Below are 14,653 nucleotides of genomic sequence, written 5' to 3'. Positions count from 1 at the left end.
TCCGGCACTTCCGGCACTTCCCTTACTTTAACAGGTTATTTGCACTTACAGCAGGTCACCTGCACTTACAAGAGGAACAAGCTGAACATTTGCTTCTTTTAATTTTTCTGTTGCCCCTTCTTCTCTGTCAACTACCGTAATTACATATTTAACACTGGCTCCGGTTTCCCTGACAACTTCTATTGCGTCCCTTACCGAGCCCCCGCTAGTCGTCACATCTTCAAGCATTACAAGCCTGTCCTCGGGTTTAATGTCCCCTACAAACCTGCTTTTTGTGCCGTACTCTTTGGCAGACTTCCTCACTATAAGAAGGGGAAGCTCGGTTTCCATAGAAACAGCTGTTGCCAGAGGCACGCCTCCGAGTTCAACACCTGCGACCGTGTCCACATCCATTTCTTTTATTCTGAGGGCTGCCTGCCTTGCAATTATTTTCAGGGTCCTGGGGTCAGTGCTGGCTTTCTTAATGTCTATATAATACTTGCTTTTCTTTCCCGAAGCAAGTGTGAAGTCCCCATAACGGACAGCTCCGCAGGCTTTCAGGGCTGCGATAAGTTCCTGCTTCTGTTCCTCAAAGTCATTTCCTGTTTTCGAATTTATTTTACTCATTTTCTCACCTTATTTGCAGCCTATTAGCGCTATAAGTGATTTCCTGATCTTCCTGTACTGGTTTTGTGGATTTCTCCTGCAACTTCACCAGGGCTCTTTCTTTACACCTATAAAGTATCCGACTATATTTGTCGTAAGGTGGAGGAGAGGCGTTATTATAAGGATGGTAAGCATGATCCCGCGGGTAAAACTGCTTACAAACCATTCAGGTGCTGCAAGGTATGTAAATACCCAGGCTCCCACCACAAAGTCGAGCTGGTCTACAAGAGGCAGGGAAGCTCCCCTTTTAAAGCCCATTCTGCGCTTGAAAAAGCTCTTGAACATATCTCCGAACAGTGCGCCGGAGGCAAGGGCAAACACAACTATTAAAGAGCCTGCATAATCCGGACCAAAGGTGGGCACTTCTATCCCCATAATTTTGAAACCCCTGAAACTGAGCCAGATTTGAACACATCCTGCAAGAAACCCGCAAAATATGCCTGAAAAGAGCCCCCTGTATGTTTTGCCGTCTCCAAGGATCCTTCTTCCGTCTTTATAGGTCCTGCCTCCATCAATTGGTTTTCCGCCCCCGAAAACAGCTGCAAAGGGATTGGAAAGGTATGCAGGGATCATCAGCCAGAGTGCTTTGATTATTAGCTCGATCGTGGTATCATCTCTCTTATTCCTTGTTTCTTTTTCCGGGGCAGAAGTTATTCCCTTCCACACCTTTATCCATTTTATTCTTTCTCTGTCATTGCCAGCAAAAGACGGAATAATTAAGCTCTCACTGCCTTCTTCAGAATCCTTTATTTTCATGTATATTTTAATAATGGGCTTAAGTAAATATTATCCCTATTTAATTGTATTTATTTTATTAAGTTGTATTTTTATTTATATTCTCAAAGTTCCTGTGAAAAAAACTGAGCGGTATAGCGGCATTATTCTCAGCTGTATACAGATTGCTTTCTTTAAAGGGGAAGGGTCTGAAAGGAAATTCCGGGAGGCAGGTTCTCATTTTATTCATCCTGAGGCAGCCTGATTCTTATTGGGATTATTTTCAGCACAAATATGAACCTTGAGGTCTCTGCCGTAATTTCTCAGCAGGCAAAGCGGGCACTTTTAGTTTATGGGTTCAGTATTTTATTACCACTATAACATCCGGGATAGAAGGGGAGCCCTAGGGAGAGCTATTCAGGTGTTTCTTATGTGAACACAATCGATTTCAATGTGTACAGGTGGAGACAGCTTTTGACAGCGGACAAATCAAATATATAAGCGATTTTAAGTGGCAGCAGCCCTGCACTGAAACCCGTAAAAGATGATCTGGAATGTATTCTTCAGACAGGACAGATTTAATAAATATCTGGATAAAGTAAATTGCAGTAAAATGGAACTTCTTGAATTTTTACTTTCTCTATTTTTTATTAATTTTGTTCAAGTTTATATTAATCTTATTTTTCTTTCGCTCCTATTCACTTTTCTCACCTTTGTCCCGGTTAGGCGCTTTCATGGTAGATTTTCTTAAAGATTGGGAAAGATGCCGCAGATTTACCCGGGTTTTCAGGGAAATTGTCTGGCCTGACTTAGATAAGGATATAAACATTTCTAAATTACCCTTGACGTTTTTTTGTCAGGGTTTCTACTTAAAAATTTCTTGATCAGTTCAATTATAATATTTTTGTTGTGATCCTATCAGGTTTTTATCCGGATAAAGGGATTATTATATCTCTTATAATTGATTATTTTTTAAATATGTCCTAATGTCAGGTGTAACTGAAAGTTTTTCAATTCCTTTTTAATATATACAACTTTAAATAGTATGAGTACATTATTAAATGTTGGAGATGAATAACCTTCTAATTATATACGTATACAGGTTTAATTGCTAAACAGATACGTATTTCCCCATCAATTTCACAAAACGGTTCTCTAGTAATCGGTTATGGAACTGTACTTTATTGTTTTTAGTAACCGGTTGTTGGACTTAAAACTAAACAATCCGCTAGATTGTGAAAAAACGCTTTTTATTTGATTCAAAGTTTTAAAACGGGATAGTTTACCATATAAATATATATATGCCGTAAAACTTTGGAAGTTGAAATCAGCTTTAACAGGTGATTATGAAAGCTGCCTTTTAAGGTCTGAGTAATAATTGCCGTTGTATTCTTTAGCTGACAAAATAGATTGTAAAAATTTGAATATGAAGGGGTTATCATGAAAGACTATGAAGTAAAGGTTCTGGATGAGAACGACCATATTTTTATTGAAACGTTAAGGAATCTTGGGATGTCGAGGAATGTTGCCACAACTATGGCATATCTTATGAATGTTGACGAGGCTTCATCCCGTGAAATTGAAATCAGTACCGGATTAAGACAGCCAGAAGTCAGTCTTGCAATGAGGCTCATGCGCAACCAGTCCTGGGTCAATGTACGTTCGGAAAAGAAACCCGGAAAAGGGCGCCCGATAAAGATCTATTCCCTTGCAGCCCCCGTTGATGAGATAATAAGCTATTATGAAGACAAAATCTACAAGGAATCTCAGGCAACGATCTCAGCAATTAAAAAACTGAAGGTTATGAGCAAAAAAGTGCCTTTGACTCCAAAATGAATCCTTAAAAGGGTTGTCCATAATGGCTGACAGTCCTTTACGGAATTCACCATTATGGAAATAACATCCTTCCGTAATTTATTTGTCTGATTTTACTTCTTCTTATTTTCCTCTTTGTCCTTCACTATCTTTTCGTTCTCATTCTCCAGGACCTTAACAATTCTCACCAATGATTTTACCTCAGGCCACAAAAATCCCTACATTAGGATCTGGATAACCGGACCAAGAGGAGCGAGTTCCAATATTGAAGAATGCTACAGTGGGTAGCCTGCTGTAGTGGATAGCCTTATAGAAAAGTAATCTTTAGAGATATCATTTTTAGAAAATAACTTTATAAAAATTGCTTTACAAAAATAACTTTATGAAGAACGGCATTATAGCAAATAACCTTAAGGAAATAACTTTATAAAAAGCGGCACTGAAGAAAATAACCATACAGAAAATTTATAGAAAATAACCATACAGAAAATTTATAGAAAATAACCATACAGAAAATAACCATACAGAAACTGACTCAAAAAACGACTTTAATTTCTCTAAAAAGGGGGAAAAGAAGTTGTAATAAAGAAGGGACCCTGCCCCTGAGGGCAGGTCAGCCACCTGTCACAACTTTAAGGATTGTTATTCTATCAGAACCTATAGCCCCGTCAAGGGGAACAGCATTCCCTCCGTTTAATACAAGCACTGTTTCCTGATTTATGTTCAGCTCATCAAGCAGATCTTCGTAGGTAGCCGCTTCAGCCACTTCTACAATCTGCTCAGAAATTTCACCAGCTTGAATGGTTATGTGTACTTTTTTACTCACTCTAGTGATCCACCGCCGCTTACCTGAATTTCGTCTACGATTTCCTTTATTAACTTCTGCTCCAGTTCATATTCTTTTCTAAAGCCTTTCCTTTCTGCGTTTCTTTTCTGGAACTTTCCTGTCATGTTCAAATCTCCTACGATTTTTCAGGTTGCAACTTAGTGGGTATAATCTCTTCAAAGAGACTTTTTTGTCTTTTCGAGATTTATATCCAATAATTATAATGATCTTTTGTTTTAATTAACCTTTTGGTTAACGCATTTTAAGGTTAACATTATTCTGTTTTCGGAAGCTAAAGATGAATTTATTCTCTGATTTCTACAATTTTTGCCTGTTAACATTGTAGCAGATCTCGTTTGAACCATTGACATTTTATTTTCAGAACCTACTATTGCAGGTAAAGGCTAAGAATATTTAATCAAAGGAAAATTATTTTAATAAAATCTGGATTTTTCATCATGAGTTATTTCACTATTTGTGAGTCGCTCAGCGATATTAAGGATTTAAAGAGATAAAACGGATAAAAAGCTTCCATGCTGATAAAAAGGTTAAATGATAAATAGAAAATTAAGGATAAAATGAATTAACTAATTTGCCGAATTAATTAGGTTGATATTTTATACACCAGCCGGGATTCGAACCCGGGTTCGAGCGTTGGCAACGCCCGGTGATGACCGCTACACTACTGATGTTCCATGTCTCTATGGTGCCCAGACCCGGATTCGAACCGGGGACAACTGCCTCTTCAGGGCAGCGCTCTCCCACTGAGCTACCTGGGCAGGCAGATATGGCAGTAATAATTGATCTACTGGCTGCAAGATCAGTATTAAAGTGGGCCCGCTGAGATTCGAACTCAGGACCTCCGCCATGTCAAGGCGACGTCATAACCGTCTAGACCACGAGCCCTATATGGTTTTGTATTTAATTCCTTATGACAAAATATTGCTTGAAATAAGGATAACTAAAAAAGTTATACACCAGCCGGGATTCGAACCCGGGTTCGAGCGTTGGCAACGCCCGGTGATGACCGCTACACTACTGATGTTCCATGTCTCTATGGTGCCCAGACCCGGATTCGAACCGGGGACAACTGCCTCTTCAGGGCAGCGCTCTCCCACTGAGCTACCTGGGCAGGCAGATATAATACTACCAGATTACTCTTTTAGAACAAATAATCAAAAGAGATGGCAGTAATTTTTCTGTTTCATCTTTCCAGAAAAAGCTCTGGAAAGATTTCGGTCTATTTTAAATTTCTTGAGTGGGCCCGCTGAGATTCGAACTCAGGACCTCCGCCATGTCAAGGCGACGTCATAACCGTCTAGACCACGAGCCCTCTACAATGTGTATTGCTTCCGTTTCTCGCACGGAAGTGCAACACCATAGTACGCATCATCATTTATATAAGTTTTGGGTGGTTCGGGCTTTTTCTACTGGATATAATCATGAAAAAGCAAAAACCCTTTTGAAAAAGTAAAAATTCCTTTACATTTTGTAACCCATTTTGCCGTAAATGCGCGAGCTACTCAAAAATGCAGGCAGTAAATCACGTAGAGAAAAAAATCAATAACAGGCTGCAGAATTTCTGTTTTGATATCTCCACCAGGGCATCCCAATAGTTTTTAACGGAATGCAGAATAAAAGTTGCGGTATGAATAAGGGTATGTCCGAAAGCGGCAGGTCAAATATTGAGAAAACAAACACTGAAGAATCAGACACTGAAAAATTAGGTACTTATAGACCGTGCAGAGAAAAATCCTGCGCAGAGAAGCTGGATACCAGCAGACCTTACAACATTGTTATGATCCCGATGGGACATTCTAACTCTTATCTTATAGTTTCAAAAGGTCAAGGAATTCTTGTTGATGCAGGATGCCCTGGAAAAATCAAGAACCTTGAAATTGTTCTTGAAAGAAACAATCTTGGTTTTTCTGATATCGCTCTGGTAGTCCTTACCCATACCCATTATGACCATGTGGGCTGCCTTGCAGAAATTAAAGAGAAAAGCGGGGCAAAAATCCTTGCTCACGAGAAGGAAAAAGAATTTCTGGAAAAGGGTATGACCCCGTTCCCTGAAGGTACTTTATGGTTCTCAAAAATCATTTCTAGGATAGGAAACACTACCATGTCCTCAAAATCAAGATACCAGCCCGTGAGTCCTGATATTGTTGTAAGCGATGGATACGACCTGGGAAGATATGTCCCTCATGCAAAAATCATCCCCACCCCTGGACATACGAAAGGTTCGATCAGCCTTATCATTGAAAATGAGGTTGCATTTGTAGGGGATACTCTTTTTAATGCTATTCCAGGGATGGTTTTCCCTCCTTTTGCAGATGATGTGCCCGAACTTTTAAAAAGCTGGAGAGTGCTGATCGATTCCGGATGCAGGATTTTTTACCCCGGTCATGGCAGACCTTTAACTTTCAAGAAATTAAAGGATTCCTACGAGAAAAGAATAAATATTTAAAGAGTGCCTCTATCTGTTTTTATAGCTTGATTAACCAAAGACATATTTAAAGTAAAAGTTAAGAAAAAGAATCCTTTTTTCTCACCTTTTGATCCTTCTTATTCACATATTGTTTACTATTTTGATTTTCCAAATAGACATACAGTAAACGGTACCATTCAATCAAAATATGATGAATACATTATCTCCGCTGAGGGTATTATGAACGGAGCATCCGATAACATAGAAGAGAATAGAACAATCCCGGAGATTCAAACAAAAATAGATTCTGGTGATGCCGTGGTCCTGACAGCTGAAGAAATCGCAGCAAGGATCAGGGCAGGAGTGGAAATAGGGCTTGAAGATGTGGATGTCGTAACTACCGCTACCAGGGGAATCATGAGCGGAACCTATGCAGTCCTCTCATTCAAAGTTTCCGAACCCGATTTTTTTGTAAAAGCTTCTAAAGTTCTGCTGAACGGGGTACCTGCAGTTGTGGGCCCCTGTCCCAATGAGAGACTTGGAGTTCTGGACCTTATAGTACTCGGGACAGCTCACAGTATATCAGACTACCGCTATGGAGGGGGGCATCTTTTCAGGGACATGGTGGAAGGAAAAAGCATTACTGTTGATGTAACCACTAGCGAAGGAAAACGCTTCTCAGTGGAGACCTGCCTTTCCGAAATCCCATTTGCACGGCTTTATGCAACCAGGCATGCCTTTAAAAATTACCGCGCGTTTGTAAACCCCGGAAAAGAACCCATCAAAACTATTTTCCATGCCCTTCCCTTTGAAGGAGAGTTCAAAGAGATGACTTTCTGCGGCTGCGGGGAATTGAACCCTATTGAAAATGATCCCAAACTCGAGACTATAGGTATTGGGACAAGGGTTCTTATTAACGGAGCTGAAGGGTTCGTTACTGGCCAGGGCACTCGCAGTGTTCCGGATAATCCTAACCTTACAGGTTTTGCAGACCTTCATGATATGGTCCCAGAATATATGGGAGGTTTTGCCACTTCAGCAGGGCCCGAAATTATCAACACATGGGCTGTTCCTATCCCTGTCCTTAATGAAGGTATGCTGGAAAATATCCTTAAACTGGACAGTCAAATTCCTCTCAAGCTGGTGGACCTTGCAGGCAGGATTCCCCTCTGCGAGATAACTTACGGAGATGTCTGGGATAACGCAGACCTGAAAGTAAAATACGAGCCGGAAAAATGCATTGACTGTAAAGCCTGCCTGGTAGCTGAGGCGTGCCCTATGGGCGCGGTAAGCAAAGGAGAGAATGGAGCTGAGCACAGCCCTGAACTTTGCTTTAACTGCGGGCTCTGCATTACAAGGTGCAGGGGGGAAGCTTTCAGTGCAAACCTCGGAACTGTCAAATGTTCAACCGGAGGCTGCCTCAGAGATATCAAAATAACCCTCCGCCAATCGGACCGCGCCAGGGCTGTAAAAGCCGCACAGGAGCTAAAGGAACAGATTCTTACAGGAAAGTTCAGGCTAACGGAACCGGTGGAAAAAATAATCTGGAGGGAATAAGGCTAAAGAATAAACCCGAGCTAACTGTTTTAATGCTTTCTTTCTATTTTTTCTTTCTATCTCTTATTTTCACTTTTATTTCAACCTCTTTTTTCTACTCCTTTCTACATCTTCCTATCTCCTTCATCTTTCCTGATAGGGCCGCTATACAAGCTTGTGGGAGTGTCTATATTTGCCCTGAATTAAAAAAATGGTTACGAAGGGACTGAGTATAATATTCGCCCATCCGGGGAGATAGTCCTTTGAGATTTTCTCTTAATTGCGCCATTGATAAGCTCCGGGTTGATTCTATACGGTTGAAGTGCCGGCGGCCTTTGCGGCGCAGGGAAGAAAAAAATAAAAGATTCCCTGGAGACTTCGGAATAGATTAACCGGTTAGTAAAAGCCGGCAGAAAGGGCAGGTAAAACTTTTTAAGGTAACTTTTTCAATGTTTTTTTGCTTCCAGTGCTTTTTTGAAGCGTTTTGTGGCTTCTTCCGGGCTCATTGGAATGTTTGGAGCATTCGTATTTCCGGGTTTCAGGATTACGTGAATCAGGGAGAGTTCCTTCATAGCTCTAGATTTTTTGAAAGTTTCCACCAGTCCTTCCGTGGTATTTACTTTGGCTGTATTCCGGATTCCACAGGCATTTGCCAGGATGTCAAGGTCAATGTACCTCAGGGCGCAGGTTTCCTGCGAGCCTGTAGACCCGTAGGCTCCGTTGTCAAGGGCAATAATTATCAGGTTTTCCGGAGCCTCTTTTGCAATTTCAAGGAGAGCGTTAGGGTTCATAAGAAGGCTCCCATCTCCATCGAAAGCGACAACTGTTTTTTCGGAACGGAGGGCAATGCCCATGCCTATGGAAGAAACGAGCCCCATTGAGCCGAACATGTAGAAATTAAGTTCTCTATCTTTGCAGGCGTAAAGTTCCTTGCAGGGAACGCCAAGGTTCGTTACGGTAATTTCTCCATCAAGCTCGGAAGCAACGGCACAGATCGCGTCATTTCTGAGCATAACTGGCTTGAGAACTTCTTTTGTGAGGGAAAAACTGCATGTCCTTTCCATTACCTCCGGCTTTTCAGGCATACCTGCATCCTGCCAGGCACAGCAGCAAGAAGCTTCCCAGGCTTTTGGAGAGATAAGAGCAATATGAGGCCTTGAGTTTTCAAAGGCGTCAAGGATCACATCTTCAATCCTGGAAAGCTTTTCAGCCTCATCAATTATTGTGTATGCAAGACCTGCGCCTTCAAGAATAGCAGGAAGATGAACTCCCAGCGGGACCTGGGCTTCAATTGCTTCTTTATAAACGCCGCGCCAGCTCGCCAGGATAGGCAGGGGTATTTTACAGGTCACGTTCAGGGACTCAAGGGCATTGATCATATTCCCGAGTCCCGTGCTCTGGATCAGCATCACGGGTTTTCCACCTGCAAGATAGAACCCGGCGCAGATTCCCACTCCGTTTTCCTCCCTTGTCAGTTTTATTTCAGGAAAATATTTAGAGACAAGAGGAAGCAGATTTTTGATCCTGTCACAGGGAAGAGTTGCTACGAGGTCAACACCTGCTCTTTTCATGATAGCTATTACTTCTTCTTCCGGGTTCACCATACTTGTACCTCTAACTATGCATTTCTTTGAGCTTGTTTATCTTTTTAAGGCTTATTTTGTTACACAGGTTTGCTGCATTGCGGGTGCTGTACTGTAGTCCCGGTACTTGCTGCAGTCCGGAATCTTACTGCGATTGAAATTCAAATCCCCAGTTCATCAAGTGAAACATCAGAGCTGCTGACAGTAACCGAAGGTTTAACCTGGAAGAGTGTGAAATCTTTTTTCAGCCGCTTGAAACCTCCGCCTGCAATATTCAGGAGAATGGTATCGTCTTTTCCGACATTTCCTGCTTCCACGGCTTTTAACAGGGAAGCAGCCGCAACTGCAGAAGGCGGAAGGATATCTATTCCTTCAAGGGACTCAAAAAGGGCTTTTGCTTCAAGAGCTTCATCTTTAGTAACTGCATACATTATCCCGTCAGTATCGACAAGCGCGTCATAGAGCCCGCCAGTTACGGCATAGGGCGGAGCCCTGTTGGTAAGCACAGTGGCATATGTCTCCTCTATTTGTCTTTTCGCATCCTTCATATCGATTTCGGGGATAATCTCTCTTCTTCCTGCCTTCCATGCATTATACATCGGAACGAAGGGCAGGTTCTGAGCAAGCTGGAGTTTTGGAAGCTTTGAGCCGAAGCGCCCGTCAGCCTTTAGCCGCAGGGAAGCCTCCCAGGCTGAAACTCCACCCGTACCGCTACCTACAGCCTGGAAATAATGGTCAGGCATTCTTCCTATAGTTACAGCTGCGTCCAGCATTACAGTGCCCATCCCTTCTCTTCTAGCAACATTTCTTGCTCCTCCTTCAGGGACCATTCCGGGGAGTTTTGCAATCCTGCCTGCCAGATTGATAGCATCAGTATAATCATTACCCGGAGTCATGCTGATAAGGTGAATCGAATCGGTCGGTTCTTCAGGCAGCCAGATGCTTGAAACGCCTGAATCCGGAACTACTATATATGCATCCATGCCTGTAAGAGCTGAGGAATATGCAAAAGCCCTTCCGGTATTGCCTGCAGAGGCGAGAACTATAGCTTTTCCGCCGGACTCTTTTAGAAGCTGCATTGTAGGATGGGCTTCGAGTTCTTTGAAACTGCAGGTTTTAATAAAAGCCCCTCTTTCAGGCCAGTAGCCGCTAAACCCTATGTACAGGTTAGAAAGTCCGAGTTCCTTTGAAAGGGCTTCACTTCTGTACGTAATTGGTCCTGCTTCGGTGGTAAGCTCTTCCTGAACCGGAAGCCAGGAATGGAACCTCCCTATTCCGGGCTGGTCCCTGAGCTCAAGCCTTTTTTCGAGGTATTCTGCACGCAAAAAAGAGTCGTCGTTCTCACAGGTCAGCCGGTATTCCTGTCCGTATTCTCTGCCGCATTTCAAACATTTCAGTATAAATCTTCCCATTGCTATCAAAGAAAATTGGGTTTCTTTTGCTAAATATATATTCCTGAAAATTCTGCTTAATATCCTTTATGTGATATTTATTAAAATAGATCGTCTTTTAGAGACAATTGACTGCTATGGATGGAAGAAAGCCCTGAAGGGCGAATTCAAAAAAATAATATAGTTAGGGCAATGATACGATTATTTACGATGATACGACCATTACAGGATAGTATCAAAAACTACTGGATACTATCAAAAACAAGTATAAAAAGCAAGTGCAGGGTATAACACATGAAAACTGCTATGAATGACACTAAAAAATGAGATCAAACCCCTCACGTGTAGAAAATATCCGGGGTTGCCTTGGCATATTCTATACTCTGCCTGGTTCTGTCAGGGTAAACAAGAGTGAGTATATCTGGCTGCATCCCTAATTCTCTTGAGTCATGAAGAAAATACGCATCATTTTGTCTGGAAACGTCCTTTACGTGGATTAAAGCGCTTGTTCTCCCTATCTTGAGTACTTCTATGTTTTCAAAATCAAAGAATATATCCTTTATTTTGGGCTCAAGGTGCTTGCTCCCGAACATGAATATATAAACCTGAGCAAAGGGGCTGAGATGGTATCTTATCTGGACGTTCGCATCCGTCTTATCAAATTCGATCACCATACTGTCAATATGGATATATTTTCCTTCCCTGAACTGCTCAGTGTTAACTCCCGGTGAAACTCTTGCAGCCATTAAAGCAGCCGAGATGATCAGGGCTATTGTAATTATAGCTTTTATTTTCATATGTCAACGCTGTATTGGTTTTCTTTTCTAATATATTTATTTCTACAAAACTCTATTCCATACTAAGGGATTTCTTCTGCATCTGCCAGTTCTGCAATAATATTAAATAGCGCGAAAATAAAGCTATACAAATAAAGTATACTACCCTTTAAACTATCTAAAGTCAAAAGTGAGGCTAAAAAATGAGCAAAAACATTAATTTCACCTGCCCCAAATGCGGAAACAACTCCTATGACGTCGGCGAAATCCGCACAACAGGCGGTTTCATCAGCAAAGTCCTCGATATCCAGAATAAAAAATTCACCCACATCACCTGCAAACGCTGCAAATATACCGAGTTCTACCAGACAGAGAGCAGCATGCTCGGGAACATTTTCGACCTGTTCACATAAACCGGCAACAAAAGAGTTTTCAGCGGAAAATATTCCCGCACCCTTTTTTGAATCATTGCTGTCTGCTCAGTCGGCGCAGGGCAGTAGCTTTCTCAAACGGAGATTTTCACGCTCGACGAAGGAGAGCGGACTGTTTATGTGAAAAATTCATAAACTCCAGAAGCAATCTATTTTTTGAAAATAGATAATTTTGGCTCGAAAATCAAACTTCAAATCATCTCAAGCTCTTCCCGCCTCAGAATAATTTCTTCCTTAAGCTTCTGATCTCTCGGGTCTTTTTTGCTAAGGATTTCCAGAATCTCAAGAGCCTCTTTAAAGTTCTTTTTTGCTTCTTCTTTTTGCCCTTTTTGAGAAAAGAGGATTCCGAGGTTGTTGAGAGTCATTTCTTTATCTGAGAGGTATTCCGTATCATCAGGGTGTATTTGAAGGAGTTTCTCATATATTTCCAGGGCTCTTTCGTATTTTTCTCTTGCTTCTTCTGCCTGCCCCACGCTGAAAAGAAGTTCACCGAGATTGTTGAGGGTATTTCCCATATACATTTGATAAAAGTTGTTTTCAGGGTAAAAGTTAAGAAGCTTCTGGCAGATTTCAAGCCCTACCTCATAACATTGTTTTGAGAGAGTGGAGTTGCCCATTCGCAGGAAAATGTTGCCAAGGTTTCCGATATTGTTGAGGTTCAGGCGGAGGGTGTCTGTATAGAGTTCGTTTTCTGGGTCTTCTGAGTGTAGTTTATAGCTTGTTTCTAAAGAAAAAGAGTAAGTTTCCATAGCTTCTTCAAGCCTGCCGAGGGACTGAAGGATTTGCCCTCTTGCTTTTAATGTGTGGAAGAGTATCGCTCCACTTTTTGCCTCATGTGCGGCACTTTCAGCTTTCTGGAGAGACTCAAGGGACTCTTCAGGTTTTCCTTCCTGTATCAGGTCAATCGTTTTATTAAAGTGTTTTACTGCTTCCTGTCTCAGTTTCTCGGGCTTCTCTGGCATATTGAAAAAAAGGCTTTTATTGACTTATAGGTTATGTTATAGCTCCTGTTTTTTCCTCTGTTCCTTTCTTTCTCCAGCTCCTTTATATGTTTCGGAGGCTTAATTATAGATATCAAAGCTTTATATCAAAGCTTTATATTTTTCTTAAATACAGTTTTCTGGAATTTTGCTGCTTATTGTGCTGGGATTATGTGGGATGAAATGTATGCAGGCAAAGGATTAGCATGAACCGGGAAGCAAAAAGGGATAAAATGAATGACAGTTCAGACAGGAGTAAAGGAAAAACTGGCAGAAAAAGCAAATCCGAAAGGCTATTTGTGGTATTTGTCGGTATCTTGCTTGTGACTGTTTTAATCTACACTTTTTATATAGGTCAGCTTCTCTGGGGCATAATTATTGACATTCTTATTCTGAGGCTTTACTACCTTATGCAGCAGGAGAAGAATTATTTCAGGGAATGCAGTTTAAATGAGGATGAAGCTGGAACTCCTCATGACCCTGCTGTAAGGCAGAAGATCAGGCTGGCAAATATCCTGATTTTCATATTTGCGCTCGGGCTTGTAATCCACTCATATTATATTTCACAGTTAATCTGGGGGATCGTAGTCGGGCTGATGATCCTGCTCTATGTTCACATGCTGCTGTTTTCTAAAAAAAACCTGTAAATCCTCTTTTAAAGCCCTTCCAGCCTTCCTTTTGTCAGATTTATGGCTTCTTTAATTTTTTCGTTTTCGGGCTGCTGATCCAGCAGTTTTTCCTGCATTTCAAGAGCTTTTTCGAGATTCTTTTTCGAAGCCACATCTTTTTCGGGTCCCTGCTGTTTCAGGCAGTTTCCTAAATGGCTGAGCGCAACCGAGAGTTCTGCCTGATAACCGAGGTTGTCCGGCTTCTCTTTATAAAGTGTTTCATAAACGTCAACTGCTTCTCCAAGGATTTCACAGGCTTTATCAAGAGAGTCGGAATCCATAAGCATTTCACCATAATTGTTCAGGTTTTCTCCGGCATATGATCTGAAAAGAGCATTTTGAGGGTCCTTTATGGTAAGTTCATAGTAGACTTTTCTCGCGCGAGAATAGTATTCGTCAGCTTTATTGATCTCCCCTTTATTCTTAAGGAGATTTCCCGTATTACTGAGGGTTGTACCCATATAATGCTGGTAGTCCTCATTTTCAGGATCACTTTTAAGGAGATCCGAACCTGCTTCAAGGGCTCTTTCATAAGTTTCAAGAGCCTGATCATACTCTTTTGCTGAGTAAAGGATACCTCCGCGGGTAAAGAGAATATAATAGAGAGCATCTATCGAATTCGACTGCCTTGCAGATTTTTCGGCTTTATCAAGGGTTTCGAGTGCCTTATCCAGTTTGCCTTTTTTAATCTGGCTTACAGCGCTGTGAATTTGCTTCAGGAGAAGAAGATTTTTGACTTTGCTTCTGGACATGAGAGAAAATTCCCTTTTATTTTTTTAAATAGCTGTCGATATCGGTTGTCAAATATCAGCCAAATCCTTTAACACACAGGTTACCTGCAGGGTAACGTTTAACTTTAT

14 protein-coding genes and 6 tRNA genes are annotated in these 14,653 nt (G+C 41.5%); 5 read left to right on the top strand and 15 right to left on the bottom strand.

Annotated features, from left to right (window positions below; translation table 11 throughout):
* Positions 1-45 precede the first annotated feature (45 nt).
* Positions 46-606, bottom strand: a complete 561-nt coding sequence (gene pyrE / locus RSJ42_RS04025; protein WP_410509402.1) for an orotate phosphoribosyltransferase — start codon at positions 604-606, stop codon at positions 46-48.
* Between the two features lie 84 nt (positions 607-690).
* On the bottom strand, positions 691-1,218 hold the full coding sequence (locus RSJ42_RS04020) for a CDP-2,3-bis-(O-geranylgeranyl)-sn-glycerol synthase (RefSeq protein WP_410510312.1): 528 nt from the start codon (positions 1,216-1,218) through the stop codon (positions 691-693).
* A 1,581-nt stretch (positions 1,219-2,799) separates the two neighbouring features.
* Between RSJ42_RS04020 and RSJ42_RS04015 the strand changes: the two genes are divergently transcribed.
* Positions 2,800-3,195, top strand: a complete 396-nt coding sequence (locus RSJ42_RS04015) for a hypothetical protein (RefSeq protein ID WP_015410893.1) — start codon at positions 2,800-2,802, stop codon at positions 3,193-3,195.
* Between the two features lie 592 nt (positions 3,196-3,787).
* Here RSJ42_RS04015 and RSJ42_RS04010 read toward each other — a convergent pair.
* From RSJ42_RS04010 to RSJ42_RS03975, 8 genes are all read right to left on the bottom strand, one after another.
* Positions 3,788-4,000 (bottom strand): MoaD/ThiS family protein, encoded by a 213-nt coding sequence (locus RSJ42_RS04010; protein ID WP_410509401.1) that lies wholly within the window; start codon positions 3,998-4,000, stop codon positions 3,788-3,790.
* Positions 3,997-4,125 (bottom strand): hypothetical protein, encoded by a 129-nt coding sequence (locus RSJ42_RS04005; RefSeq protein WP_410509400.1) that lies wholly within the window; start codon positions 4,123-4,125, stop codon positions 3,997-3,999. The genes RSJ42_RS04010 and RSJ42_RS04005 overlap by 4 nt, the downstream gene beginning before the upstream one ends.
* 495 nt (positions 4,126-4,620) lie before the next feature.
* Positions 4,621-4,692 (bottom strand) — tRNA-Gly (locus RSJ42_RS04000).
* Positions 4,693-4,704: 12 nt separating this feature from the next.
* Positions 4,705-4,779, bottom strand: a tRNA-Phe gene (locus RSJ42_RS03995).
* Positions 4,780-4,832: 53 nt separating this feature from the next.
* Positions 4,833-4,906: transfer RNA gene (locus tag RSJ42_RS03990), tRNA-Val, on the bottom strand.
* Positions 4,907-4,973: 67 nt separating this feature from the next.
* Positions 4,974-5,045 (bottom strand) — tRNA-Gly (locus RSJ42_RS03985).
* Positions 5,046-5,057: 12 nt separating this feature from the next.
* Positions 5,058-5,132, bottom strand: a tRNA-Phe gene (locus tag RSJ42_RS03980).
* 127 nt (positions 5,133-5,259) lie between these two features.
* A tRNA-Val gene (locus tag RSJ42_RS03975) sits at positions 5,260-5,333 on the bottom strand.
* A gap of 327 nt (positions 5,334-5,660) precedes the next feature.
* Between RSJ42_RS03975 and RSJ42_RS03970 the strand changes: the two genes are divergently transcribed.
* Both RSJ42_RS03970 and RSJ42_RS03965 read left to right on the top strand, forming a co-directional pair.
* Positions 5,661-6,467 carry an MBL fold metallo-hydrolase gene (locus RSJ42_RS03970; RefSeq protein ID WP_410509399.1) on the top strand — a complete coding sequence of 269 codons (807 nt, stop codon included), beginning with the start codon at positions 5,661-5,663 and terminating at the stop codon, positions 6,465-6,467.
* A gap of 201 nt (positions 6,468-6,668) precedes the next feature.
* The gene (locus RSJ42_RS03965) at positions 6,669-7,985 is read left to right on the top strand and encodes a methanogenesis marker 16 metalloprotein (protein WP_410509398.1); all 1,317 of its coding nucleotides are present in this window, start codon (positions 6,669-6,671) and stop codon (positions 7,983-7,985) included.
* 425 nt (positions 7,986-8,410) lie between these two features.
* Here RSJ42_RS03965 and comE read toward each other — a convergent pair whose 3' ends face one another.
* The 3 genes from comE to RSJ42_RS03950 all read right to left on the bottom strand — a co-directional run bounded on the left by comE (position 8,411) and on the right by RSJ42_RS03950 (position 11,735).
* Complete coding sequence (comE, locus tag RSJ42_RS03960; RefSeq protein WP_410509397.1) at positions 8,411-9,568, bottom strand: sulfopyruvate decarboxylase subunit beta; 1,158 nt, start codon at positions 9,566-9,568, stop codon at positions 8,411-8,413.
* Positions 9,569-9,708: 140 nt separating this feature from the next.
* A complete protein-coding gene (locus RSJ42_RS03955; protein ID WP_410510311.1) occupies positions 9,709-10,959 on the bottom strand; it encodes a cysteate synthase in 1,251 nt (416 codons plus the stop codon).
* Positions 10,960-11,276: 317 nt separating this feature from the next.
* On the bottom strand, positions 11,277-11,735 hold the full coding sequence (locus RSJ42_RS03950; RefSeq protein WP_410509396.1) for a hypothetical protein: 459 nt from the start codon (positions 11,733-11,735) through the stop codon (positions 11,277-11,279).
* 182 nt (positions 11,736-11,917) lie between these two features.
* On the opposite strand from RSJ42_RS03950, the gene RSJ42_RS03945 reads away from it, so the two are divergent.
* Positions 11,918-12,127, top strand: coding sequence for a zinc ribbon domain-containing protein (locus tag RSJ42_RS03945; RefSeq protein ID WP_410509395.1), 210 nt, complete (start codon positions 11,918-11,920; stop codon positions 12,125-12,127).
* Positions 12,128-12,336: 209 nt separating this feature from the next.
* On the opposite strand, the gene RSJ42_RS03940 is transcribed toward RSJ42_RS03945, so the two are convergent.
* Entirely contained in the window at positions 12,337-13,107 is a 771-nt protein-coding gene (locus RSJ42_RS03940) for a tetratricopeptide repeat protein (protein WP_410509394.1), read from the bottom strand.
* A 224-nt stretch (positions 13,108-13,331) separates the two neighbouring features.
* On the opposite strand from RSJ42_RS03940, the gene RSJ42_RS03935 reads away from it, so the two are divergent.
* On the top strand, positions 13,332-13,772 hold the full coding sequence (locus tag RSJ42_RS03935) for a hypothetical protein (protein ID WP_410509393.1): 441 nt from the start codon (positions 13,332-13,334) through the stop codon (positions 13,770-13,772).
* Positions 13,773-13,780: 8 nt separating this feature from the next.
* Here RSJ42_RS03935 and RSJ42_RS03930 read toward each other — a convergent pair whose 3' ends face one another.
* A complete protein-coding gene (locus tag RSJ42_RS03930) occupies positions 13,781-14,545 on the bottom strand; it encodes a hypothetical protein (protein WP_410509392.1) in 765 nt (254 codons plus the stop codon).
* Between the last annotated feature and the right edge of the window lie 108 nt (positions 14,546-14,653).

It is taken from the genome of Methanosarcina hadiensis (assembly GCF_046529725.1).
In the GTDB taxonomy this organism is placed as follows: Archaea; Halobacteriota; Methanosarcinia; order Methanosarcinales; family Methanosarcinaceae; genus Methanosarcina; species Methanosarcina hadiensis.
The sequence above is the reverse complement of the archived record's forward strand: the minus strand, read 5'-3'. Positions and strand labels throughout refer to the sequence as shown.